The organism is Vibrio sp. 2096 (assembly GCF_033339595.1).
GTDB lineage: Bacteria > Pseudomonadota > Gammaproteobacteria > Enterobacterales > Vibrionaceae > Vibrio > Vibrio alginolyticus.
Map to the genome: position 1 here is coordinate 355,563 of NZ_JAWOUX010000003.1, position 21,310 is coordinate 376,872.

Here is a 21,310-nt window from a genome sequence, read left to right on the forward strand (position 1 = left end):
AATTCTATCTATTAAGGTTTGTAGAAAGCTTGATGACGAAAACGCCTAACGCTTCAATTGACAAGATTTATAAACAAATTGGTTCGTAGTGGGCTGCCGTTAAGTTGGCTTTGATTTTTTCACGTAGAGCGATGTGGGCTGGGTTGTTTACCTCTCGCTTATGGTAGACGAACTTGTAAGGGATAGAGCGTATCGAAATGGGGCAGGGCAAAATTTGAAGTTTGAGCGCTTTGCTCCACTTGTTTGCAAAAGATTGAGACACGATCCCTAAACTGTCTCTTTGGGCGACATACAGCGCCATGCCCGCTAGCGAAGATGTGATCAAGTCGACTTTTCTTTCTTGAATTGTTTCCTTTGCTAGTTGCTCGAACCCCGACATGTTGTTCCATTTTCCTGAAAATAAACAGTGAGTTTCCTCATAAAATTGCTCTTTTGTGAGCGTGCCGTGTACACGGGGATGGTTCTCACGACAGATAACCACGGCTTCTTCCTCATAGGCATCTTCAATAATAAACGCTGCATCTTTCGTGATCACCGTATCGATTACTAGATCGACTTTTTGTTGTCTTAACAGCTCAAATAATAGGAATTTTTCGGGTGGTGATTCATAAAAAATAGTGTTCTTTATCGGGTCCATAATGTGCAACAAAATTTCCGAACAACACACTTCAAAATGATTTCTATCAGATATCGCATTGTCAATAATACTAACCGCTTGCTGGAATTGCGGCAGTAATTGATAAGCGGTGGAGGTTAGTGCGATACCTCGTCCTTTTTTAACGAATAATTGCTTATCTACGACTTGCTCTAAACGCTTTATTGCAGCGCTCACAGCAGGTTGTGTAAGCCCTAATTGTTCCGCGGCTTTTGTATAAGATTGAAACTCCGCAACAACAAGAAAAGTTTGGATCAAATTCAAGTCCATAACGTCACTCATAAATTTAATTTATAGGTTAACTAATTTTGACTGCATTTATCGCCTGAAATTAGTGCTTTATCTTATATCAACAATGGTATTGAAAAGCGAATACCATTTTTTACGCACTAGCGAACTCTTGGAGATAATATGAAAAATGCGACCAAAACGAGCAGTAAAAAACTCGTACTTAACGCATGTACGTTAGCTTTGGGCGCTGCATCTGCAGTTGCACATGCAGCGGACAAACCCAACATTCTTGTCATCTTTGGTGATGATGTTGGTTACTGGAACCTTAGTACCTACAACCAAGGCATGATGGCGTACAACACGCCAAACATCGATAGCATTGCTAAAGAGGGTGCGAAGTTCACTAACTTCTACGCACAGCAAAGCTCGACAGCAGGCCGTTCTGCATTCATCACTGGTCAAATGCCAAAACGTACAGGTCTATCAAAAGTGGGCTTACCAGGCGCTCCGGAAGGTATCTCGGAAAAAGATCCGACGATTGCAACCGTGCTTAAGCAAATGGGTTACGCAACCGGACAATTTGGTAAGAACCATTTAGGTGACCGAGACGAGCATCTTCCTACCAACCACGGTTTTGATGAATTCTTCGGCAACCTATACCACTTGAACGCAGAAGAAGAGCCAGAGAACGTGGATTACCCTAAAGATCCGGAGTTCAAGAAGAAATTTGGTCCTCGTGGCGTTATCCATTCTTACGCTGACGGCAAAATCGAAGATACCGGTCCACTTACGCGTAAGCGTATGGAAAATGTTGATGGTGAGTTTCTTGATGCCGCAGAGAGCTTCATAGAAAAGCAAGTAAAAGCGGACAAGCCGTTCTTTACTTGGTTTAACACCACTCGCATGCACAACTTCACACATGTTCCTGAAGAATACCAAGGTAAAACAGGTGCCGGTTTCTACGCGGATGGTGTTAAGCAGCACGATGACCAAATCGGTCAGCTACTTAACAAGATCAAAGAGTTAGGTGTGGATGACAATACAATCATTGTTTACACCACTGACAACGGCCCTATGGTTGATTTGTGGCCGGATGCAGGGATGACACCGTTCCGCTCAGAGAAAAACACTGGCTGGGAAGGGAGTTTCCGTGTGCCAATGTTGATTAAATGGCCTGGAAAAATTGAGGCAGGTAAAACATTCAACGGCATGATGTCATTAGAGGACTTTTTCCCGACACTAGTTGCTGCGGCAGGTGATACCAAAGTTAAAGACGAACTGCTAAAAGGCAAAAAAGTTGGCGATATGGACTACAAAGTTCACCTAGACGGTTACAACCAACTGCCATATTTAACGGGTAAGTCAGACAAATCCGCACGAAATGAGTTCGTTTACTGGAGCGACGACGGCGATCTTGTGGCATTGCGCCAAGGAAAGTACAAGTTCCACTTTATGATTCAAGAGAATGAAACGGGTATGGATGTATGGCGTAAGCCGTTCACTAAACTTCGTGTGCCACTGATCTTTGACTTGAGCATTGATCCATTTGAACGAGGCGATCAAGGCATGGGTTATTCTCGTTGGATGTACGAGCGTTCATTCTTAATGATGCCAGCAATGGATACAGTGAAAGAGGTGATGGGTACATTCAAAGAATTCCCGCCTCGTATGGAAGCAGGTTCGTTCGTACCTAAGTCTTCTAAGTAAATTAAGATTATATAGCGCTTTTTGGAGCGCTATATACCCAAATAGCTTCACTTTTGCTGTACAGCGCTCACGAGGTTATTTGGGTATATGTAATAGTGAGAAACGTATGAGTAAGATTTCCCCTCGCCATTCTACTACCATGCCTATTGTTCCTCTTAAAACGGCTTCTAAAGCACCAGTTTCGGGCGCGTATGACCGTCGATTCCATGTGATGGCAAAGCCAGGCGGAGCAAAGTGCAACATCGATTGTCAGTACTGCTTTTATCTGCATAAAGAAAATCTACTGCACCAAGAAAAGCAGCCAAAAATGGACGACGCAACACTGGAAGCGTTCGTGAAAAGCTATATCGAAAGTCAGGATGGCGAAGAAATTGTATTCTCATGGCAGGGCGGGGAACCGACGCTGCTTGGGTTGGACTATTTCCGCAATGTCGTAGCTTTGCAAAAGAAATATCAGCCGAAAGGCGTTCGCATTGAAAACGACCTTCAGACCAACGGCATTTTGCTAAACGATGAGTGGTGTGCGTTTTTAAAAGAGCACAACTTCCTAGTTGGCTTGTCGATTGATGGACCACGAGAGCTGCACGACAAATATCGCAAAGCCCGCAGCGGTAAGCCAACGTTTGATCTCGTGATGAAAGCGGTAGATAAGCTCAAAGCGCATGGCGTGAAATTCAACGCGTTGGTCACGGTGAATCGTCACAATGCGAAATACCCGCTCGAAGTATATCGATTTTTAACCCAAGAATTGGGTGTGACTTATATTCAGTTTGCGCCGGTGGTAGAAGCCAACAACTTCCAAACAACCGCGCCGCAGTTTTGGAACGAACAGATGATCCCAACCAAAGGCAGTGATCTGGCTAAACCGGGGCATCCAATGTCGATTGTAACGGATTGGTCAGTCGATCCTGAAGACTGGGGACGCTTTTTAATGGCGACCTTTGAAGAGTGGGTGAATAACGATCTTGGCCGTGTGCTGGTTAATCTGTTTGAAACCGCGGTGGCGCAAGTAATGGGGAAACCGTCTCAGCTTTGCGTGACGGCGGAGTTTTGTGGCAAAGGGTTGGCGATTGAGCACAATGGCGACGTGTTCAGTTGCGACCACTATGTGTATCCAGAATACAAACTCGCCAACATTCATGAACACTCACTGAATGAAATGGCCTTCTCTACAAGACAATATACTTTTGGCATGGCAAAACGCGATTCATTGCCGACGTATTGTAAGCAATGCCCTTACTTGCCTTATTGTTGGGGTGAGTGCCCAAAAAACCGTTTGATCAAAACGCCGAATGGTGAGAGTGGTCTAAACTATTTGTGTTCGGGAATCAAAATGTTCTTTGATTATGCGTTACCGATGTTGGTTGGTCTTGCACAACTTCTCCAATCTCAAGAACCGCAAAGATAACATAGTGAATATAACCTTAAGTTATTTCATTTGTTCTTATACTTAACTATCGAAAAGACGGCTTAAACCATTGAAAAGGTATCCTATGAACCACGCACAACAAGCGATAAAAGAACTCATCGAACAAACAGAAAAAAGCGTCATTGGACAAAGCCACGTGGTTCGAGCTTTAGTCATCGGGTTATTAACAAATGGGCATATTCTGCTAGAAGGTTTACCGGGAACGGCAAAAACACGTTCCGTAAAATCGTTGGCGAACTTGTTAAACACCAGTTTTGGTCGAATCCAGTTTACGCCGGATCTTTTACCATCTGACGTGACGGGTACTGAGGTTTATCAAGAGCTGGATGGTAAGCCGCAACTCCACTTTCAACCTGGGCCCATTTTTAACAGCATTGTACTTGCTGATGAGGTCAACCGTGCACCTGCCAAAGTACAAGCGGCACTGCTTGAAGCCATGGCCGAAGGCACAATCACAGTAGGCGATAAAACTCACGTATTGCCAGACTTATTTATGGTGCTTGCAACGCAAAACCCAGTAGAGCAAGAGGGCACGTACCCACTGCCAGAAGCGCAAATGGACCGCTTTATCATGAAGGTTACCGTCGATTATCCAGAAGATGACGCAGAACGTGACATCATTCGTTTGGTGCGCAGTGAAGAATTGGGTGCGGAAACCAGCAGCGAAATTATTACGCCAAAACACATCGAGCCAGACGTGGTGCTAGAAGCGCGCCGTCAGTTACCAAACATCGTGGTATCAGACCTAGTGGAAAACTACATCGTTGCGTTAGTGATGGCGACTCGTAAGCCAGAGCGTTATGCTGATTCAAACTTAGCAAAATGGATTGAGATTGGCTCTAGTCCTCGTGCTTCTATCGCACTCGACAAATGCGCTCGTGCGTATGCGTGGATGCAAGGACGTGACCACGTTACTCCTGACGATGTGCGTGCCATGGTTCCGTCTGTATTGGGCCACCGTTTTTCTTTGACCTACGATGCACTGGCAGATGGGGTCGATCATCAACGAGTCGTACAAGAGCTGCTAGATTGTGTAGAAATTGGGTAAGTGGGAGGCATTATGGCTAAGCCAACTCTTGCGCCAAAATCACAGGGGATGGATCCCCGTTTGTACTGCGATTATGCTCGTTTAGTACGTCTGCAAGCACAAGCAGAATCATTCAGTTTACTTCCTCATCTAAAAGCGGGTAGCGTACTCTCTGGCCGACACAATTCGTTGTTTCGCGGTCGTGGATTGAACTTCGAAGAGCTGCGCCATTACCAATTGGGTGACGATATTCGTAACCTTGATTGGAAAGTTACGATGCGTACAGGTAAGCCGCACGTGCGCAGCTATACAGAAGAAAAAGATCGCAACGTAATCGTGTGTGTCGACCAGAGAAGCACAATGTTTTTTGCTTCGACGCAAGTAATGAAATCAGTTGTCGCGGCAGAGATCGCAGCGATGTGTGGGTGGCGAGTATTAAAAGATGGCGACCGAGTCGGTTTTGTCATCGCATCCCCGCAGGCGTTGTTTCACAGCAAGGCACAGCGTTCGCAAAACGATCTTCTGGCGCAACTTAAACGTCTCGCTAAAGTCAATCAATCGCTCAATGTGGACTCCTGCAATTCCGAAAAAGTAACGTTCAGTCAATGGATTGAGCTTATTAAACGCATGAAGCCCAAGCAATCCACTTTGATTTTTATCAGCGACTGGAGCGACTGCGAGGAGCACCACCTTGATCACCTTAAACAGCTACAACAGCACAACGATGTTCTTGCAGTGATGGTCAGTGACCCATTAGAACAAGCGCTACCAGACGATTTGGCAAAATCGAAATGGGTGGTTGGTGATGGGCAGTATCAACTCAATTTAGACAGCAAAGCAAAGGTAGAAGCTGCGAGCGCAAAGCTTGAGGCTCGAACTAGCTTACAGCGTCAATCACTCTCTCAACTTATGGCGATGAAACACCTTCCGCACATCGAACTCGATACGACAGGTGAGCACATTAAACAATTCCAAAAACTGGTAGGAGGGCGTTAAATGAGTGAGCTTCCTACGCCTCCAAGTACCTACATACTCAGAGAGCTGCATGATGTGGCCGTACCATCTAGCGTGAGTTGGTACCCGCAAACTATTGGCTGGAAAATTTTAGCGGCGGTTGCGTTCATTGCATTGGTGTATGTCGTATATCGATTGGCTCGGCAATGGTGGCATAATCGTTACCGAAAAGAAGCTCTACTGGCGATTTCGCAAATCAAATCGAGCGACAAAGACATGCCAAAAGTATTGTTCTCTGTGCTTAAAGTAGTGCTGATTCATATTGATAGCCGCAACGCGAAATTGTTTGATACCGCCTTTCTGCGCAAGCTCGATGCGCTGTATCCGCAAACCGAAGATTCTCAAGCAAACTCGCAAATGGTTTTTAACGATGAGCTTTCAAAGTGCTGGCTACAAAGTATTGTTGACCCAAGCGTTACGCTAACCAACGAAGAGCGAGTAACGCTTATTGCTCGTGCGAAAAACTGGGTGAGTGAGCACCGTTGTGATGCTCAAAAAAGCGCGGCAAATAAATCACCACGATTGAAACGCAAAGCACATCAGGGAGGTCAACATGAATGATCTTCTTGCATCGATAACTGGTTTGTCAGGTTTTGAATTTGCTCACCCAATGTGGTTTCTGGTTTTGCCCTTGCCGTTGGTGGTGTACTACTTGGTGCCCGCATATCGCACTAAGCAAATGGCGATCAAAGTGCCGTTTTTTAGTCAGCTGGTGGAAGCGATTGGCGAGACGCCATCAGAAGGTGCAAGCCAGTTGACCCCGAGTTGGTGGCAACGAGCAACGTTAATTCTTTCATGGCTTTTGGTGGTGTGTGCGATGGCAAAACCCACTGTGTTAGGCGAGCCTCAAGTTCGCGAGAGTTTAGGCCGCGATGTGATGGTGGTGGTGGATCTTTCGGGCTCCATGGCCGAGCCAGATTTCACCTCACGTACAGGCGAAAAAATTTCTCGTCTTGATGCGGCAAAAGAAGTGCTGTCGGAGTTTGTTCAGTCTCGTAAAGGTGACCGATTAGGCTTGGTGCTTTTTGGTGATGCTGCTTTCGTGCAAACGCCATTTACCGCAGACCAAAAAGTGTGGCTCGAACTGCTTAACCAAACCGATGTGGCAATGGCAGGGCAGAGTACCCATCTTGGTGATGCGATTGGCTTAGCGATTAAAGTTTTTGAGCAAAGCGATCAGTCGCGTGGTGCTTTAGAACAAGACCAAAACCGTGAAAAAGTCGCGATTGTATTAACCGATGGTAACGACACGGGCAGTTTTGTTGAACCGATTGATGCGGCGAAAGTTGCGAAAGCCAAAGGCGTGAGAGTACACGTCATTGCGATGGGCGATCCGGAAACGATAGGTGAAACCGCGTTGGATATGGACACGATTCATCGCATTGCGAAAGAATCCGGCGGTGAAGCGTTTGAAGCACTCAACCGTGATGAACTATCGGCTGCCTACGACGAAATTGGCAAACTGGAACCTCAACTTTACGAAAGCACCACATACCGCCCAAAACAAAGCCTTCATCATTACTTGATGGCGTTAGTGGTCATCATGCATTTGCTCGCGTTCAGCGTCGCAACACTCAAAAGAAGGGCTGTTACACGATCATCATTAGGAGATAGCGATGTTTGATTCTCTTAGTTGGACGCAATTCTTTACGCAGTTTCATTTTATTCGACCACTGTGGTTACTGGCTTTGGTCCCCATGTTTTTCTTGGTGTGGTTACGCTGGCGAGAAGAAAGCAAGCCAAGCTGGAAGGATATTCTGCCCGAACATTTACGCAATGCTTTGACGATAGGTGAGCGAGGTTGGCGTAAGCAACTGCCGCTTAAGCTCTTGATGCTGATTGTGTTCATCGCCATTGTGATTTGTGCAGGCCCAACGTGGCAACGTGAATCTTCCCCCTTTGGCGAAGATAAAGCCTCTCTGCTGGTGGTGCTTGATAACAGCGAATCGATGCTGCAAAAAGATCTCCCACCAAACCGCCTTGAGCGTTCCAAACAGAAAATACGCGATTTGCTAGCCGTGCGAAAAGGCGGAAAAACGGGGTTAGTCGTGTTTGCGGGCAGTGCTCATGTCGCGATGCCTATAACTCAAGACAGTAAAGTATTTGACCCGTTTTTGGCGGCCATTACGCCAGAAATTATGCCCGTGCAAGGTAAGCTTGCCGAAAAAGCCTTGCCGTTAATTGACCAACAATTGCAAGGTCAACCAGGCTCTACCGTTCTGTTGGTGAGTGATGGCGTTAATCCAGCCACGATTGAGCAATACCAAGCGTATTTCTCGGGCAAATCTTATCAACTGTTAATTCTTGCGGCAGGGAATGCTGACATTGTGAGTAACAACCCAATGGATTTGGATTCTCTACAAGAACTGGCTAGTCAGGCTAACGGTCGATTGGTGGAAGTGACCGTCGATAATAGTGATATCGAGCAACTGAATCGATACGTTGAGCGCAATATGCAGCTTAATGGCGAATCTTCAATGCCTTGGAAAGACATGGGGTATCAAATTCTGTTCCCAATCGCGCTGATCATGATGCTGTGGTTTAGAAAAGGGTGGTTAGTGCAGTGGTGCGTGATTGTAATGGTGAGCGGCACGTTATTGATGCCAACAAGTGCATTGGCCGAGAACATTTCAGTTAAAGCCGAGCAGCCACAAGTTGTGCAAAAAGTGACGGCTTTCGACAAGGTGGCGCAATGGTGGTGGGATTTGTGGCTAACGCCAGATCAACAAGGACAGCGTTTGTTCAACCAACAAGCGTATTTAGAAGCTGCAAAACACTTTGTCGATCCATTACGTAAAGGCACGGCGTACTACTACGCTAGCGAGTTTGAGCTCGCGCACAGTGCGTTTTTGGAAATGCAAAACGACCCGTCCGAAGAGGTTAGAGATTACGGTCTTTACAATGCGGCGAGCGCATTGGCGCGTCAGCGAGAATATTTGGCTGCTCGTGACTTGTTAAAATCCCTAGCCAGTAAGCCAACGTTGAGCGAGTCGTTAAGACCTGATGTTGAGCACAACTTGAAAGTGATTGCTGGCATCGTCGATGAGATAAATCAGATGAGTGAAAGTCAAGCCGGAACAGAGCAAGAGGCGTCAACCGAGCTAGGCGACAACCCTCAAACCGCAGAAGGGGCGGATGAAAAAACGTCAGCGGAGTTGATGATTAAAGAGACGTTAAGTGCAGACGACATCTTAGGTAGCCAAGAATTAGCCGACAAATGGTTAAAGCGAGTCGAAGCGGATCCTAAATACTTCTTAAATGCGAAGTTTCAGATTCAATTGCGTTCAATAGAAACCGGAGAATCAACCTCTACTGCGAACGAAAATACAGAGGAGGCGGTGCAATGATGAAAAGCCACCGTTTTACGCACTTTGCTTTACCCTTGTGGTTAGTTATCTGTTTCGGTTTCCTCCTGAGCAGTAGTGTGTTGGCTCAAGATATTCGTGACGTTCAACGAGAGCATGGTGTTGAGTTACAAGCGTGGGTTGGTAAACAACCAACGGCTGGAGAGAAGCGGAAAACACCAAGTTTTAGCGTCAATGAGCAAGTTATTTTAACCATCGAAGTGGCAACGCCGCGTTGGTTTACGGGTGGTACGAGAATTGGCAATATTGAAATACCCAATGTTATCGCCAAACAGCGTAATCAACTAGCAACCAACTTTACTGAGCAAAAAGAGGGACAAACTTGGTCGCGTCAACGCTGGGAAGTGACTTTGTATCCTCAAGCTTCTGGTGATTTTGTGATTCCACCTGTCGCAGTGGGCGTTCAGGTGTCGGCGCCGGACGGCGAGAAGGTGTCAGGCACACTTTACACGCAGCCGATTAAGTTCAAAACCGTATTGCCATCGGGCCTGCTGAGTGGTGAGACACCTTGGTTTTCTGCAACAGATGTAGAGGTAAAGCAAGAGTGGGATACCTCCACTGAGTCACTCAAAGTTGGGGATGCAATCACGCGTAAAATCACCATTTCGGCTCAAGATTCACTATCTGTATTGCTACCAGACTTGTTGAAAGGAGAATCAACAACCCGTTATCAAGCGTATCCTCAACCCCACCGTTTGACAGATACGCAAACACGTGGTGATTACCAGTCAACACGCACAGAAGAGAGCGTGTACGTGATTCAACAAGGTGGTGAATTAACCCTGCCGGATTATGAGTTCCGTTGGTGGAACAGTAAGACTCAGCAAGTGGAAACGGTGATGTTAGAGGGCAAAACTTTTGCCGCGAAGCACACGTTGAAGTCCTTCATCAGAACGTACTTTGAATGGATTGTTTCCACGCTTGTGTTGCTGGGTTTTGTGATTATTTCATTGGTAGCCATTAAACGTTACTACCGCAACAGACCGACACCAGCATGGCTGACGTTCCACCGTTTGTTAAAGGCTAAACGTTGGTCTGAAGCAAGGACCATATTGTACAAACAATTGCGTTTAAATACGGCCGAGCTAGAAATGACCAAAGCCGATACGAGTGAATCGTGGCAAAAAAGTGCGTCGCGAATGCAAAATGGTGAAAATAGCGCTCATTTACTGAAGTCGATGTGGCGCAAAGTCCAGACCAAACAAAAACGCTTTAAATTCCGTATTCCGCGAGCGTTACCAGAACTGGACAAAGTCATTGGAAGAGATGACAATGAATAAAACGGGGCGCTAATATAGCGCCTCGTTTTTATTAGAGAATAGAGTTCAAATGAGCCAAGAGTTTATGCGCCGCGCATTGGAAGTGTCCAAAAATGCGCTTCCTGAATGTCAACCCAACCCGCCGGTTGGCTGCGTGTTAGTGAAAGACAATCAAATCGTTTCTGAAGGTCATACTCAAGCGATTGGTGGCAATCACGCGGAAGTGGAAGCGCTGAATGCGTATCAAGGCTCGTTAGAATCGGTGACGGCATACGTTACGCTGGAACCGTGTTCGTTTGTTGGTCGCACGCCAGCTTGCGCGGTGACATTAGTCAAATCCGGCATAAGCAAAGTCGTCGTAGCCATATTGGACCCCGACCCGCGCAACAGTGGTCGAGGTATCGAGATTCTAAAACAAGCAGGTATAGAGGTAGAAACGGGTTTGTGCGGCGAGGAAGTCAGCGAGTTTCTTACCCCTTACCTAGGCAAAGCCTAAGTCAAGCTTTACGTTGCACTATGGTGCCAGTTTATGTGGTGAATGAAGTGCGTCAAAATTGAGTTAAAACTCATTAAAACAAGCGATACCGCCCATTTATTGCACTTGGCTACGTGAAGGATCATGCTGTTAGATTAAAATAGAGAAAGTGACTTTTGAAAAATTTAATAGCATGAAACCGACCGACCTTAATCTTATTCCCATTTTCACTGCCATCTATGAAGAGCGTAACTTGTCTCGGGCGGCGGCGCGTTTAAACATCACCCAGCCTGCGGTGAGTAAAGCGCTAGCAAGGCTACGTGATATCTACGATGATCCATTGTTTCATCGTTGCGTTAAAGGTGTCGAGCCTACCTCGTTTGCGATGGATATTTATCCTGCTCTTCTAGCTTCAGTACAAAATTTCACTTCGACATTATCGGCCTCTAGTGAGTTTGACCCTAAAGTGTCGAATAGAGTGTTTTCTATTGCCTGTGTGTCCGTTGCGAGCTTTGAGTTGCTACCTCAAGTCATGAAACAAATCCGTGTGTCGGCGCCAAATGTTGCATTAGAAGTACATCCGCTTTTTACGGAAGATTTTGAAAGTGATCTGCGGTTACAACGATACGATTTGATCATTGATATCACACAAAGAGCAAGAACGGTGCTAAAACTGGAAACTGTACTTACGGAGCGTTTGGTGGTGGTATGTAGCGAAACGCATCCACGCCTGAATGACGAGATTACGGCTGAACAATTTTTTGAAGAAGAACACGTAGTGGTTTCGCAGTGGCAGAGTCGTAAGAGCTTGTTAAACGCCGATGACATTGTCGACTTGGATAAGAGAAAGATTAAGTATCGAGCCTCAGGCGTACTAGAAATGCTCCCAATTATTTGTGGTAGTGAATACATTGGTTTAATGCCAGAGTCGATGATCAACTTGTTCAATAACACCTATCATGTTAAATCTTTATCAATGCCATTTGATGAACAAATGTATGAGCTTTGCACAATCTGGCATCCTAGTCGCACAAACGACAGCGCCCATCAATGGTTGCGTTCACAGATTAAGCAAGCAGGAAAAGTCATCAACCAATAGGAAGTGCAATGAAAAAGACAATACGTGCCATCCTTAACGGAAAAAAAGCTGGGAATCCAGAGTTAAGAGATGCAATCATGAAAATGAGAGAAAAAGGCATCGACGTACAGGTGCGTGTGACGTGGGAATCTCAAGACATGCCGCGGCTAGTGAAAGAAGCGGTTGATGAAGGCATTGAACGTATTGTTGTCGCTGGAGGCGATGGAACCGTCAATGAGGCGGCTTCTGCGGTTATTCAAATTGACGAAGAAAAACGCCCTGAGTTAGCCATTATTCCCCTTGGTACCGCCAATGACTTTGCTACCGCTATTCAAGTACCTAATTCCATTAAGGCGTCTTTATCTCTTGCTGTTGAGGGGCAGTCCGCCTTGGTCGATTGCGTCAAAGCGAACGATCGCTGCTTTATTAACGTGGCAACAGCAGGGTTTGGCGCAGAAGTTACAGCAGAAACGCCTGTTGAACTCAAAAACTTTCTTGGCGGTGGAGCTTACACGCTAACTGGTGTTGTAAAAGCACTTGGCTTTAAACCATATGACGGAACAATAACGATTGAAGGTGGTGCGTATCAGGGAGAAATGTTGCTCGGTGCGTTTTGTAATGGGCGCCTTGCTGGAGGTGGGCAAGAGTTAGCTCCAAAAGCGATGATTAATGATGGGCTGATGGATCTAACATTGGTGCGCCCATTTTTACCTCATGAGCTGCCTAAAGTAATCGACGAGATCAATAACCCGAGTGAGAAAGGAGAGTTTGTGAAGTACACAAGAGCAAGCTGGTTGGAGATAGACTTCCCGAATCCATTACCTCTTAATTTAGATGGAGAACCCTATCATTCGAGAACCATTAGATTTGATGTTCAGCCTAAGAGTATACGATTAGTCGTACCGCAAGATTGTCCTTGCTTGACTAGCTAAACGAGCGTTCTCCATGATTATTGCTTAACACAGCCACTAAAATGTGGCTGTGTTGCTTGTGTTGAGGTATCGTCAACTTCTTAACGTTTTTGAATGGTCTCAACGTCTATCTGCGTAGTTGTCCAATCTGAGTCAACCTCTCCTCGAATCATTACGGTATCTTTTGGTGTCACTTCTTGACCCATCCAATCTTCGTTGTCGATCTCTACTTCGATTTCACCAGTGTTGTCTTTGAACAAGTAAGTCTCGTTACCAAATGATTGAACAATATGCCCGGTTAGCACTACAGCGCTGTCGTCGGTTGCGTTGCGCGCCTCTTTCACCGTATTGATTGCACTGACTTCTGGGCCATTAAATGCGGCGAAAGCCGAGCTTGAAAGTAGGGCAAGCATGGATGTTAACAATACTCTTTTCATTATCCTCTCCTGATATTAGAAGTAATAAGTTGTGCCTACATTAAAGGATGCAGTGTTTGCGTAGCTGTCTAGTTGGTATTTTGCGTTTACACCTATGGTGAGCTGCGGGAAAATTCTGTATTCCGCACCCACTGAGAACATTGCGCCTAGCTCGTTGTTTTTCTCCGCGCTATGGAAAAGCGTGTTGGTCATTTCCACATCGTCGTTCGTGACAAGTTCGTATTCTTGATGTTTAGAAACCTTGGCATCGTATTGCGTGTAAGTTAAACCCGCTTTGAATTTTGTTGTCCATTTATCATTTAATGCATAGTTAAACACAGGAGCCAACGACACTTGCTTGGCTTTGATTGACGCATCCCAATCCATTTCATGATGGTAATCTTTGCCATCGATTGACTTGATACCTAGGTTTTTTGAACGACTATCATCAAGGTCAAACTGGCTGTAACCCAGTTCCAATGCCCAGTTGTCATTAAATGCGTAACCGACAAAGCCTGAGAAAATACCGTCTTCAAGCTCAGGGTTGAGTGTTACGTTGTCAGTTGAAAAGTGAGGTTCCAAATCATGGTCAGTGGTGCCTAGTCCATATTCCAGACCTACATAAGGAGCCGCAGATACCGAAACTGAGCAGGTAACAAGTAACGCAAGAAGTGTTTTGTTCATTTTATTTTGCCTCTTCAAATCAACTTAGTGAGTAGAAGCGCATTTTGTGTGAAGAAGCGTGAAGCGATCGTGAAGAAACGAAAAAATGTTTAGAAAAAAGAGCAAGGGGCGATAACCGAGGGGCGGTTTGAGTGAACAAACACCAAGCTCTTTATATAGAGTAAGTTAAGTTGCTGCGACGTAACACACCGCAAACGGGACATTAAGGCGAGTAAACTCTTTAATCCAACGCCATTGGTTGTCTTGGAGTTTATCGCCCGGCCCTTTTACTTCAATCCATTCGAACTCGTTTCCTTTAAAAGCAATCAGATCCGGCATCCCATTGCGGTAAAGCTTTAGGTCACTCAATTGTATTTTAAATAGCGCCATCAACATGTTAGTTGGGATAGTGTTGAGTGCTGTTTCGAGTAGCTCTTTACTTATTAAGTTCCAATGTACAAATGGATTACTGATGCCAAACTTCTCATCGTATTTTGTCAATAACATCTGGGTGTTGCCCGCTTCTAGTTCGGCAAAAGCGGTGTCTATCAAAGCTTGGCGCTTGGTAACAAAATCCGAGTGATATAAATCTAAAGGACGGTGTTGATAAGCGTTAATGAATGCCCCTTCAATAGGAGCAAAAATCGCATCCCAAAAAGTGAGACCAAGTAATGCATTAAGCAGTGCATTTTCGGCGTAAAATACAGTCCAGCCTAAGGACTCAAAATACGCTTTGCTGGCGAGTTCGACTCTCTGTTGAGATAAATCCAGTTCAAGGCGGTATTCCGTACAGGTTGGCTTCGTCACTCTTGGCACTTTCTCGCCTTGTTGTCGTTTTAACCGTTGCTCAAGTTTTTGTGCAACTTCGAGCTCAGACACATCGATCGGTGAGTTAAGCATATCTGTGACAATGTCACAAAATAAATCATCATGGTTTAATTTGTCATAGATACGTGCGCGTCGTTCTCGGCTCGGTGTGAGTTGAGTTTGGCCAAATAGAGATAGGGCGGTCTCTAGATCATTAAGCCGTTCGTAATCACGTGCTATGTCATTCAACATGTGCTCGCGTTTACGATCTACGTAACGGTGTTTAACGGGCTGAGGCATTGCCTCAATTAATAAGTCGAGATTGGCTTTGTCTTTTCGGTCAAATTGCCAGTACAGGTTGGCCAACTGGCTCAGTTCAATTAAGCGGTCTATTTGCTCACGTGAATCAAAGAAACGGCGCACTTTACTCAATTGATATTGCTCGAACTGATGCAAACCTAAGTCATCAAGCACAAACTGACTTAAGTCTTGATGGGTGTTGGCAAAAAACAGAGTGAGTAACACGTCAATCATATGAGCAGAATTGAGTTTGACGATCGTAAACTCAAGCCGCTCTATACGATCAAATTCCGCATTACTCAAACGTTCGACAAGGGCGTCTTTCTTGAGTGATTTCGGCAGTTCGGGATAAAGCGTGGAGATTTCTGGCTTGGTCAGTAAATTAGCCGCTAACCCTTGATGAGAAAGGGGTGGGGAAAGGGCTACAAACTCATGTTGACTCAATTCTGCCAGTGCTTCATTGATAGAAGGTATTTCTGGATAACTCAGCTTATCACTTCGAAACCAACATCCCTTTCGGCTGTATAAACGTACCAAAAGGCACTGGGCGTGTTTGCTCAAAGAATCAAACGAGCAAAGCCATGCGTGTTCTTCCTTGGTCAGTAAATTGCTGTACCAAGTTACTGCGTGATGAGTCAGCTTAAAGAAGTTCTCTAGATAGTAGTCTGGTGCAAGTTCGATAGGGCTTTCCATAAACGACCGATAACAAAAAAGGCTTAACCCATAGGTTAAGCCTTTTTGCTATCAAATCAATTCGCAATTATGCGTTTTTTAGCTGTGCTACTTTCGCTTCAGACAATGGCTTAGTGATGAACGCAAGTACGATACATACTGCCATCATTGCTGAAGAAATTGTGTAAGCCAAGGTGTAGCCGTCGCCATTTGTCATCGAGAAACCAACAACCGCTGCGCCGATTGCACCACCGATACCCCATGCTGTGTAAAGCACGCCGTAGTTAGTGCCGTAGTTTTTCAGACCGTAGAACTCAGCCGTTAGAGTAGGGAATACCGCTAGAAGTGTACCGTAACCTACCGCTGCGATTGCTGTACCGATGATCAGTGTAAACTCAGAGTCGAACGTCGCGAACAGCACCATGTTTACGCCTTGTAGAACGAACGCGAGTAGAAGCGTACGAACACCGCCGATTTTATCTGCAAGCATACCCGCGGCAACACGACCGCCAGAGTTAAATACAGCAAGAATAGACGCTAGGTAAACCGCGTTTGGCAAGTTTGCTTGAACGCTTGCGATTGTCGTGATGTTACCGATGATCATTAGACCAACAGAAGCTGCAAACGCGTACATGATCCATAGAGAGTAGAACTGTGGCGTTTTCAACATTGCTTTCCAAGTTAAGTCATCTGACTTTTTCACCGCTTTAGGTGCTTGGCCTTCTTTTACTTTAGGCTCCGCAGGTGTGTAGTCTGCTGGTGGGTTGTTGATGGTTGCTGCAAGAGGAACCGCAATCGCTAGGATACCAACACCAAGAACCATAAAGCTAGTTTGAATGCCCATGCTGTCTATTAGTGCAGAAGTTACTGGCGCAAGGTAAATAGCCGCTAGACCAAAACCTGCCGCAATAATGCCGTTAACCATACCTTTCTTCGAAGCGTGGAACCACTTCATCGCAGAAGGTGATAGGCATGCGTAACCAAAACCGATACCTGCACCTGTGATCACACCGAAGGTAATGTTCAGCATGAGTGGAGTGTCAACAAAGCCAGACGCGATCATGCCCAGACCTGTAAGAACAGTACCTAGGATAAGGATCATTCGAGGGCCCATGCGGTCTTGGAGAATACCTGCAATAAGAAGACAGATAGAGAAAGTGATGGTTGCAGTTGCGTAAGGTGCAGAAGCTTCTGCAGCACTCCAGCCTGATTCAGTTACCAGTGCCTTGTTGAATACACTCCAAGCATACAGGATGCCAAGACAAAGGTTGATACAGAACCCTGCTAACAGGATGCGCATAGCTTTATCAATCTTGCTCATTTTTATTCTCAGTTTTTCCTCTTATTGGCAATGCCGCAAAGAAGGTTGGTTTAAAGATGTTTTTTCTCAAAATTAGTTTGCGTTTTTCAACGTTTAACGCAATGAGCGCGGATTATAACCAATAAATATGTGATTGGAATCTCTTTTTACGGTTACTGATAAAATAATTTGCAACATTAAAAGTGGATGTGAATTCATGGTTTTGTATGTAGTAAGAACGTTGTAAAAAAGTGACATTTTTTTGTTCACTAATAACGAATGATGAGTCAAGAGAGAGAGGTTTTACGCTGTTGAGTGCACAGTTCACATTTCAAATAAAAAATTTCTAAATGTTTCCATGTTAACCATCTGTAACAAAAATGGCGAACTTATCATCTGACTGTCGTAAGTATCAGATGCAAAGGGTTTCTTAATTCTTAATTGTTAACCTTTTGTAATAATTGAAGCTGATTAGCTTTTATGTACATTAAGTGAGCAAAAAAGTAACTTGTAATTGCTGATTTTAGGCGCAGAATATAGTGAAAAATGAGTTTTCATTTATGAAGGGATGCTTTTTAGATTTGTTGTGAGGTGACTTATGAAACTGTTCCTATTACTCATGGCTTCGGTATCCGCTGGTATCGCATCAGCAGACCACATCCATTCATTTATGTTGGGCTTATCTATTGCTTCTTTAGCGGTAGGTAGCTGTTATTTCTTCGCATTTCGCAGCTCGCGCTTTCCACAGCTTGCTTTATTCCTACTCATTTGCGGTATGCTTTCTAAGTTGACGATAACCGTAGTCGGTGTGATGTGGGGAATGTCCGCGGAATTAATCACGTCTCCAATCGTATTCGCACTTTCATATTTATTCTTTTCGCTTGCCGTTACCTACTTATGGTTTAGCTACAGAGAGAGCATCACTAAGATTCCTGACCGATTTAAGTCAGCGTAAATCATCACATTAGAATAAAAAAACGCCAGCACATTTGCTGGCGTTTTTAATTAAACGTAATTTTGTTCGGATATTGCTTTTAGTTTGATCGTGGCAATACCGTTAGGCACTCATTGGAACAAGCACAATAGTACCAATAATCACCGTGATAAGGCCTGCTAGAACTGGAACGGATGTGCGTTTTACAACCTCAAACGGGCTGATGTTTGCCATACCTGATGTCGCAACGATTACGCCAGATACTGGTGAGATAGTACGGCCTAGGTTTGATGCTTGAAGCATCGGGATAATTAGGAACGCAGGGTTTAATCCCATTTTAGCAGCTAAAGATGGTGCTAACTCCACGAACGCATAGAAAGGCGCGTTACCCGAACCCGTTGCAATTGCTGCTGCAACTGTCAATGCAGTTAGAATAAGCATTAAAGCAACGCCGCCTGCACCAGCATTATCTGCTAGATGAAGTAGGTTATCGATAGCACCGATAGACATCAGACCTTGTGCAAAAACCCCAGCGGCAACCAAAAGCATCACAACGCCTTTGAACGCGTCAGCCATGCCTGCGTAGCAAGAATCTAAATCTTCTAGTGATTTCTTACCATCGAACTTATTTACAACATAATGGATCAGAGCTCCAAGGAAAATCGAACCAACCACAATAGTGTAGATGTCTAGACTAAGTCCTGGAATGGTACGACCGTTGAATAGGAAAACGCCGATGATAGGTAGAAATGGAAGAGCTGCATAAAACGCTGGTGCGTCAGCTTTGATCTCTGATACATCAATTTTTTCCATTGGTGTATTTTCTTTCTTATCTAAGTATTTGTTCCAGAAGAACGCTGCCGCTGCCATGACGATGATTGCGCAAATAGAAACAGGCAACACAGTTTGTACCGCAAACACATCAAGCTCTAAACCAGACTTTTCTGCTGCGATAACAACATCACCAGAAGTAGGAGAAAGGATGATTGCCGCTGGAGAGGCACACACTGCAACGGCTGCTGGACGAGAAATGCCCATCGCGACCATCATTGGGAATAATGTCGCCATTAATAGTACGCCAAGGCCTGTTGCAGAACTTACCGCAAGAGACATTAAACACGCCACAATGTAAGCCGCTACCAAAAGGACGTAAGGAGACTTGATGACAGAAAGCGGTTTAGAGAACTGTTTCACTACCACGTTGTTCGCGCCGATATGAGTCATGTATGACGCAAAACCACAAAGCAGCATGATTTGCATACCAAGACCGCCACCGCGGTATTGAAGCATGTATTTCACGTATTCAAGCGCATCTGTCACCATGTTACCAGTTGAGGTGATTTTTGACGGCAGCACGTCGTGCCCCAAAACGCCAGTCATAAGAAGTAAAGCAATACCAGCTGTCAGTAACACGCCTGCAGCTTTATAGCCTTTGACAATAAAGTAACCCACCGCAATGGTAACCACTAAGCCAATTAAGAGCTCTAACATAGGGATCTCCGAATGTTATGTAAAAAAGAAAGAAACTGTTTCAGTTTATGACAAGGAATTTACAGAATTCTTAGCTGTGGCACGAGACAAATATGGGGCTTGCATGATCTGAGACAAATAATAATTTAATAAATAATTTCGTTAGATTGTATTGTTGGAATTTGGTTTTCTAAGTGTTATGTGCTGGTTTGAAGCTATTTATAGGAAGGAAAATATGACTAGGAAAGTGAATGAATAATGAGTGAATTGATTCACAATAGGAAAAAGACTTTACTCAATAAGCAATTATTGGAAAACACTCTTCACAACAAAAAAGCTTCGCCGAAGCGAAGCTAAGTAATCGTAAGAATGAGGATAAACTATGCGTATCGACGAACCATAAGGTTCCAACTACGTTGCTGCCGTTCGAACTCTGCTTTAATTTGCTGGTACTTCATTTTCGTTACAGAACATTCGTATTTCTTTACCACACTGGCAGTTTTGGCACCGAGTACTTCTTTGCGCATCTCGTAGTATTCCTGCATGTGATGAACTAGAGTATCAAACTCGTGCTGTAGCTGATCGAGGATTGTTTGCGTGTTCGGTTTCGATTCTAGCTTTTCTCTTGCTTTCTTCAAAAGTTGACTCGCACGGGCTTTTTCAATTCTAAATGTAGGCGTTGTGCGCAACTTAGATGTGAGTCCTAGCCAAGAACATGACTTTATCAACCACTTCGTTGGGTCGTAATGCCACCAATACACGCCATTGCGATAGTCATTCTCGAAAATATGATGGAAATTATGGTAACCCTCTCCAAATGTGAAAAAGGCGAGTACACCATTATCGCGAGCAGTGTTTTTGTCTGTGAAAGTTTGCTTACCCCAAATATGTGCGAGGGAGTTAATGAAAAAAGTCGTATGGTGACTCATAAAGAGTCGAGCCGCACCAACGACCAATAACATCCCCCAGATATCACCGTAGATCAGTCCGAGCATGACTGGGAAACCAATATTAGTCAGTAGGGCAAGTGGAACATAATACTTATGCTGCCACATGACTATTTTGTCGCGCTTTAGATCACGGCAGTTTGTATATTCGTTTTCCTTTGATTTATTGTAATCACGTAACATCCACCCAATGTGAGAATACCAAAAACCCCGCTTGGCTGAGTACGGATCTTTATCGTTATTGTCGACATGTTTGTGATGCACACGATGATCAGAAGACCAATGTAATGCACTATTTTGCAAAGAAAATGCTCCTCCAATCGCAAAAATGGCGCGCAAAATAGGATGAGCTTCGTATGTTTTGTGGCTCCAGAGACGATGATAGCCTGCTGTAATAGAAAGGTTAGTAAAACTAAATGCAATCACTCCCCAAATTAGATGTTCCCAACCCAGTCCAAAATGATATGCATACCAAGGCATTACAATAAAAGTCAGAACAAAACTGGCAGAAAATATTAATGTATTCAACCAGATAACAGGTGGTTTGTTTTGAGTCACAGGTGTATCCCTAACTTTGAGCTAACAACTGTTCGCCAGAATATCAGCGTACACATGTAAGTCAAATTAAAGTTAGACAAATGTGACTATTC

The 21,310-nt window shown here is 44.7% G+C and carries 19 protein-coding genes; 12 read left to right on the plus strand and 7 right to left on the minus strand.

The window, feature by feature from the left end:
• Window positions 1-67: 67 nt before the first annotated feature.
• Window positions 68-925 (minus strand): LysR family transcriptional regulator, encoded by an 858-nt coding sequence (locus R7Q41_RS07770; protein ID WP_005376559.1) that lies wholly within the window; start codon window positions 923-925, stop codon window positions 68-70.
• A gap of 141 nt (window positions 926-1,066) precedes the next feature.
• On the opposite strand from R7Q41_RS07770, the gene R7Q41_RS07775 reads away from it, so the two are divergent.
• The 11 genes from R7Q41_RS07775 to yegS all read left to right on the plus strand — a co-directional run bounded on the left by R7Q41_RS07775 (window position 1,067) and on the right by yegS (window position 13,172).
• Entirely contained in the window at window positions 1,067-2,593 is a 1,527-nt protein-coding gene (locus R7Q41_RS07775; RefSeq protein ID WP_017635363.1) for an arylsulfatase, read from the plus strand.
• A 106-nt stretch (window positions 2,594-2,699) separates the two neighbouring features.
• Window positions 2,700-4,001: an anaerobic sulfatase maturase gene (locus tag R7Q41_RS07780; RefSeq protein WP_262664961.1), complete on the plus strand. Its 1,302-nt coding sequence runs from the start codon at window positions 2,700-2,702 to the stop codon at window positions 3,999-4,001.
• Between the two features lie 85 nt (window positions 4,002-4,086).
• Window positions 4,087-5,070 (plus strand): AAA family ATPase, encoded by a 984-nt coding sequence (locus tag R7Q41_RS07785; RefSeq protein ID WP_005376549.1) that lies wholly within the window; start codon window positions 4,087-4,089, stop codon window positions 5,068-5,070.
• Between the two features lie 12 nt (window positions 5,071-5,082).
• On the plus strand, window positions 5,083-6,045 hold the full coding sequence (locus R7Q41_RS07790) for a DUF58 domain-containing protein (RefSeq protein ID WP_318144449.1): 963 nt from the start codon (window positions 5,083-5,085) through the stop codon (window positions 6,043-6,045).
• Window positions 6,046-6,624 (plus strand): DUF4381 domain-containing protein, encoded by a 579-nt coding sequence (locus R7Q41_RS07795; RefSeq protein ID WP_318144450.1) that lies wholly within the window; start codon window positions 6,046-6,048, stop codon window positions 6,622-6,624.
• Entirely contained in the window at window positions 6,617-7,687 is a 1,071-nt protein-coding gene (locus R7Q41_RS07800; protein WP_005376545.1) for a vWA domain-containing protein, read from the plus strand. The genes R7Q41_RS07795 and R7Q41_RS07800 overlap by 8 nt, the downstream gene beginning before the upstream one ends.
• Window positions 7,680-9,410 carry a vWA domain-containing protein gene (locus tag R7Q41_RS07805; protein WP_206954607.1) on the plus strand — a complete coding sequence of 577 codons (1,731 nt, stop codon included), beginning with the start codon at window positions 7,680-7,682 and terminating at the stop codon, window positions 9,408-9,410. Before R7Q41_RS07800 ends, R7Q41_RS07805 begins: the two co-directional genes overlap by 8 nt.
• Complete coding sequence (locus R7Q41_RS07810; protein ID WP_170893186.1) at window positions 9,407-10,708, plus strand: BatD family protein; 1,302 nt, start codon at window positions 9,407-9,409, stop codon at window positions 10,706-10,708. Before R7Q41_RS07805 ends, R7Q41_RS07810 begins: the two co-directional genes overlap by 4 nt.
• A gap of 49 nt (window positions 10,709-10,757) precedes the next feature.
• Window positions 10,758-11,183, plus strand: a complete 426-nt coding sequence (locus tag R7Q41_RS07815; RefSeq protein WP_005376542.1) for a bifunctional diaminohydroxyphosphoribosylaminopyrimidine deaminase/5-amino-6-(5-phosphoribosylamino)uracil reductase RibD — start codon at window positions 10,758-10,760, stop codon at window positions 11,181-11,183.
• A 172-nt stretch (window positions 11,184-11,355) separates the two neighbouring features.
• On the plus strand, window positions 11,356-12,261 hold the full coding sequence (locus tag R7Q41_RS07820; protein ID WP_318144451.1) for a LysR family transcriptional regulator: 906 nt from the start codon (window positions 11,356-11,358) through the stop codon (window positions 12,259-12,261).
• A gap of 8 nt (window positions 12,262-12,269) precedes the next feature.
• The gene (gene yegS, locus R7Q41_RS07825) at window positions 12,270-13,172 is read left to right on the plus strand and encodes a lipid kinase YegS (protein WP_053303508.1); all 903 of its coding nucleotides are present in this window, start codon (window positions 12,270-12,272) and stop codon (window positions 13,170-13,172) included.
• Between the two features lie 80 nt (window positions 13,173-13,252).
• Here the strand turns inward: yegS and R7Q41_RS07830 are convergent, their stop codons facing one another.
• From R7Q41_RS07830 to R7Q41_RS07845, 4 genes are all read right to left on the minus strand, one after another.
• Window positions 13,253-13,588, minus strand: a complete 336-nt coding sequence (locus R7Q41_RS07830; protein WP_017635355.1) for a YgiW/YdeI family stress tolerance OB fold protein — start codon at window positions 13,586-13,588, stop codon at window positions 13,253-13,255.
• A gap of 15 nt (window positions 13,589-13,603) precedes the next feature.
• Complete coding sequence (locus R7Q41_RS07835) at window positions 13,604-14,251, minus strand: AcfA family outer membrane beta-barrel protein (RefSeq protein ID WP_053303510.1); 648 nt, start codon at window positions 14,249-14,251, stop codon at window positions 13,604-13,606.
• A 165-nt stretch (window positions 14,252-14,416) separates the two neighbouring features.
• On the minus strand, window positions 14,417-16,030 hold the full coding sequence (locus R7Q41_RS07840) for a VRR-NUC domain-containing protein (protein ID WP_318144452.1): 1,614 nt from the start codon (window positions 16,028-16,030) through the stop codon (window positions 14,417-14,419).
• Between the two features lie 67 nt (window positions 16,031-16,097).
• Window positions 16,098-17,330: an OFA family MFS transporter gene (locus R7Q41_RS07845; RefSeq protein WP_017635352.1), complete on the minus strand. Its 1,233-nt coding sequence runs from the start codon at window positions 17,328-17,330 to the stop codon at window positions 16,098-16,100.
• Window positions 17,331-17,907: 577 nt separating this feature from the next.
• Between R7Q41_RS07845 and R7Q41_RS07850 the strand changes: the two genes are divergently transcribed.
• Window positions 17,908-18,264, plus strand: a complete 357-nt coding sequence (locus R7Q41_RS07850; RefSeq protein ID WP_005376535.1) for a hypothetical protein — start codon at window positions 17,908-17,910, stop codon at window positions 18,262-18,264.
• Window positions 18,265-18,366: 102 nt separating this feature from the next.
• On the opposite strand, the gene dcuC is transcribed toward R7Q41_RS07850, so the two are convergent.
• Window positions 18,367-19,734, minus strand: a complete 1,368-nt coding sequence (dcuC, locus tag R7Q41_RS07855) for an anaerobic C4-dicarboxylate transporter DcuC (protein WP_053349164.1) — start codon at window positions 19,732-19,734, stop codon at window positions 18,367-18,369.
• A gap of 359 nt (window positions 19,735-20,093) precedes the next feature.
• Window positions 20,094-21,218 (minus strand): acyl-CoA desaturase, encoded by a 1,125-nt coding sequence (locus tag R7Q41_RS07860; protein WP_017821552.1) that lies wholly within the window; start codon window positions 21,216-21,218, stop codon window positions 20,094-20,096.
• Between the last annotated feature and the right edge of the window lie 92 nt (window positions 21,219-21,310).

What these genes read in the sequence shown, in the direction of transcription:
- R7Q41_RS07840 (WP_318144452.1), bottom strand. Translation starts at nt 16,030, where the DNA reads ATGGAAAGCCCTATCGAACTTGCACCAGACTACTATCTAGAGAACTTC.
- R7Q41_RS07820 (WP_318144451.1), top strand. Translation starts at nt 11,356, where the DNA reads ATGAAACCGACCGACCTTAATCTTATTCCCATTTTCACTGCCATCTAT.
- R7Q41_RS07770 (WP_005376559.1), bottom strand. Translation starts at nt 925, where the DNA reads ATGGACTTGAATTTGATCCAAACTTTTCTTGTTGTTGCGGAGTTTCAA.
- R7Q41_RS07775 (WP_017635363.1), top strand. Translation starts at nt 1,067, where the DNA reads ATGAAAAATGCGACCAAAACGAGCAGTAAAAAACTCGTACTTAACGCA.
- R7Q41_RS07790 (WP_318144449.1), top strand. Translation starts at nt 5,083, where the DNA reads ATGGCTAAGCCAACTCTTGCGCCAAAATCACAGGGGATGGATCCCCGT.
- dcuC (WP_053349164.1), bottom strand. Translation starts at nt 19,734, where the DNA reads ATGTTAGAGCTCTTAATTGGCTTAGTGGTTACCATTGCGGTGGGTTAC.
- R7Q41_RS07835 (WP_053303510.1), bottom strand. Translation starts at nt 14,251, where the DNA reads ATGAACAAAACACTTCTTGCGTTACTTGTTACCTGCTCAGTTTCGGTA.
- R7Q41_RS07795 (WP_318144450.1), top strand. Translation starts at nt 6,046, where the DNA reads ATGAGTGAGCTTCCTACGCCTCCAAGTACCTACATACTCAGAGAGCTG.
- R7Q41_RS07805 (WP_206954607.1), top strand. Translation starts at nt 7,680, where the DNA reads ATGTTTGATTCTCTTAGTTGGACGCAATTCTTTACGCAGTTTCATTTT.
- R7Q41_RS07780 (WP_262664961.1), top strand. Translation starts at nt 2,700, where the DNA reads ATGAGTAAGATTTCCCCTCGCCATTCTACTACCATGCCTATTGTTCCT.
- R7Q41_RS07810 (WP_170893186.1), top strand. Translation starts at nt 9,407, where the DNA reads ATGATGAAAAGCCACCGTTTTACGCACTTTGCTTTACCCTTGTGGTTA.
- yegS (WP_053303508.1), top strand. Translation starts at nt 12,270, where the DNA reads ATGAAAAAGACAATACGTGCCATCCTTAACGGAAAAAAAGCTGGGAAT.
- R7Q41_RS07815 (WP_005376542.1), top strand. Translation starts at nt 10,758, where the DNA reads ATGAGCCAAGAGTTTATGCGCCGCGCATTGGAAGTGTCCAAAAATGCG.
- R7Q41_RS07785 (WP_005376549.1), top strand. Translation starts at nt 4,087, where the DNA reads ATGAACCACGCACAACAAGCGATAAAAGAACTCATCGAACAAACAGAA.
- R7Q41_RS07850 (WP_005376535.1), top strand. Translation starts at nt 17,908, where the DNA reads ATGAAACTGTTCCTATTACTCATGGCTTCGGTATCCGCTGGTATCGCA.
- R7Q41_RS07830 (WP_017635355.1), bottom strand. Translation starts at nt 13,588, where the DNA reads ATGAAAAGAGTATTGTTAACATCCATGCTTGCCCTACTTTCAAGCTCG.
- R7Q41_RS07800 (WP_005376545.1), top strand. Translation starts at nt 6,617, where the DNA reads ATGAATGATCTTCTTGCATCGATAACTGGTTTGTCAGGTTTTGAATTT.
- R7Q41_RS07845 (WP_017635352.1), bottom strand. Translation starts at nt 17,330, where the DNA reads ATGAGCAAGATTGATAAAGCTATGCGCATCCTGTTAGCAGGGTTCTGT.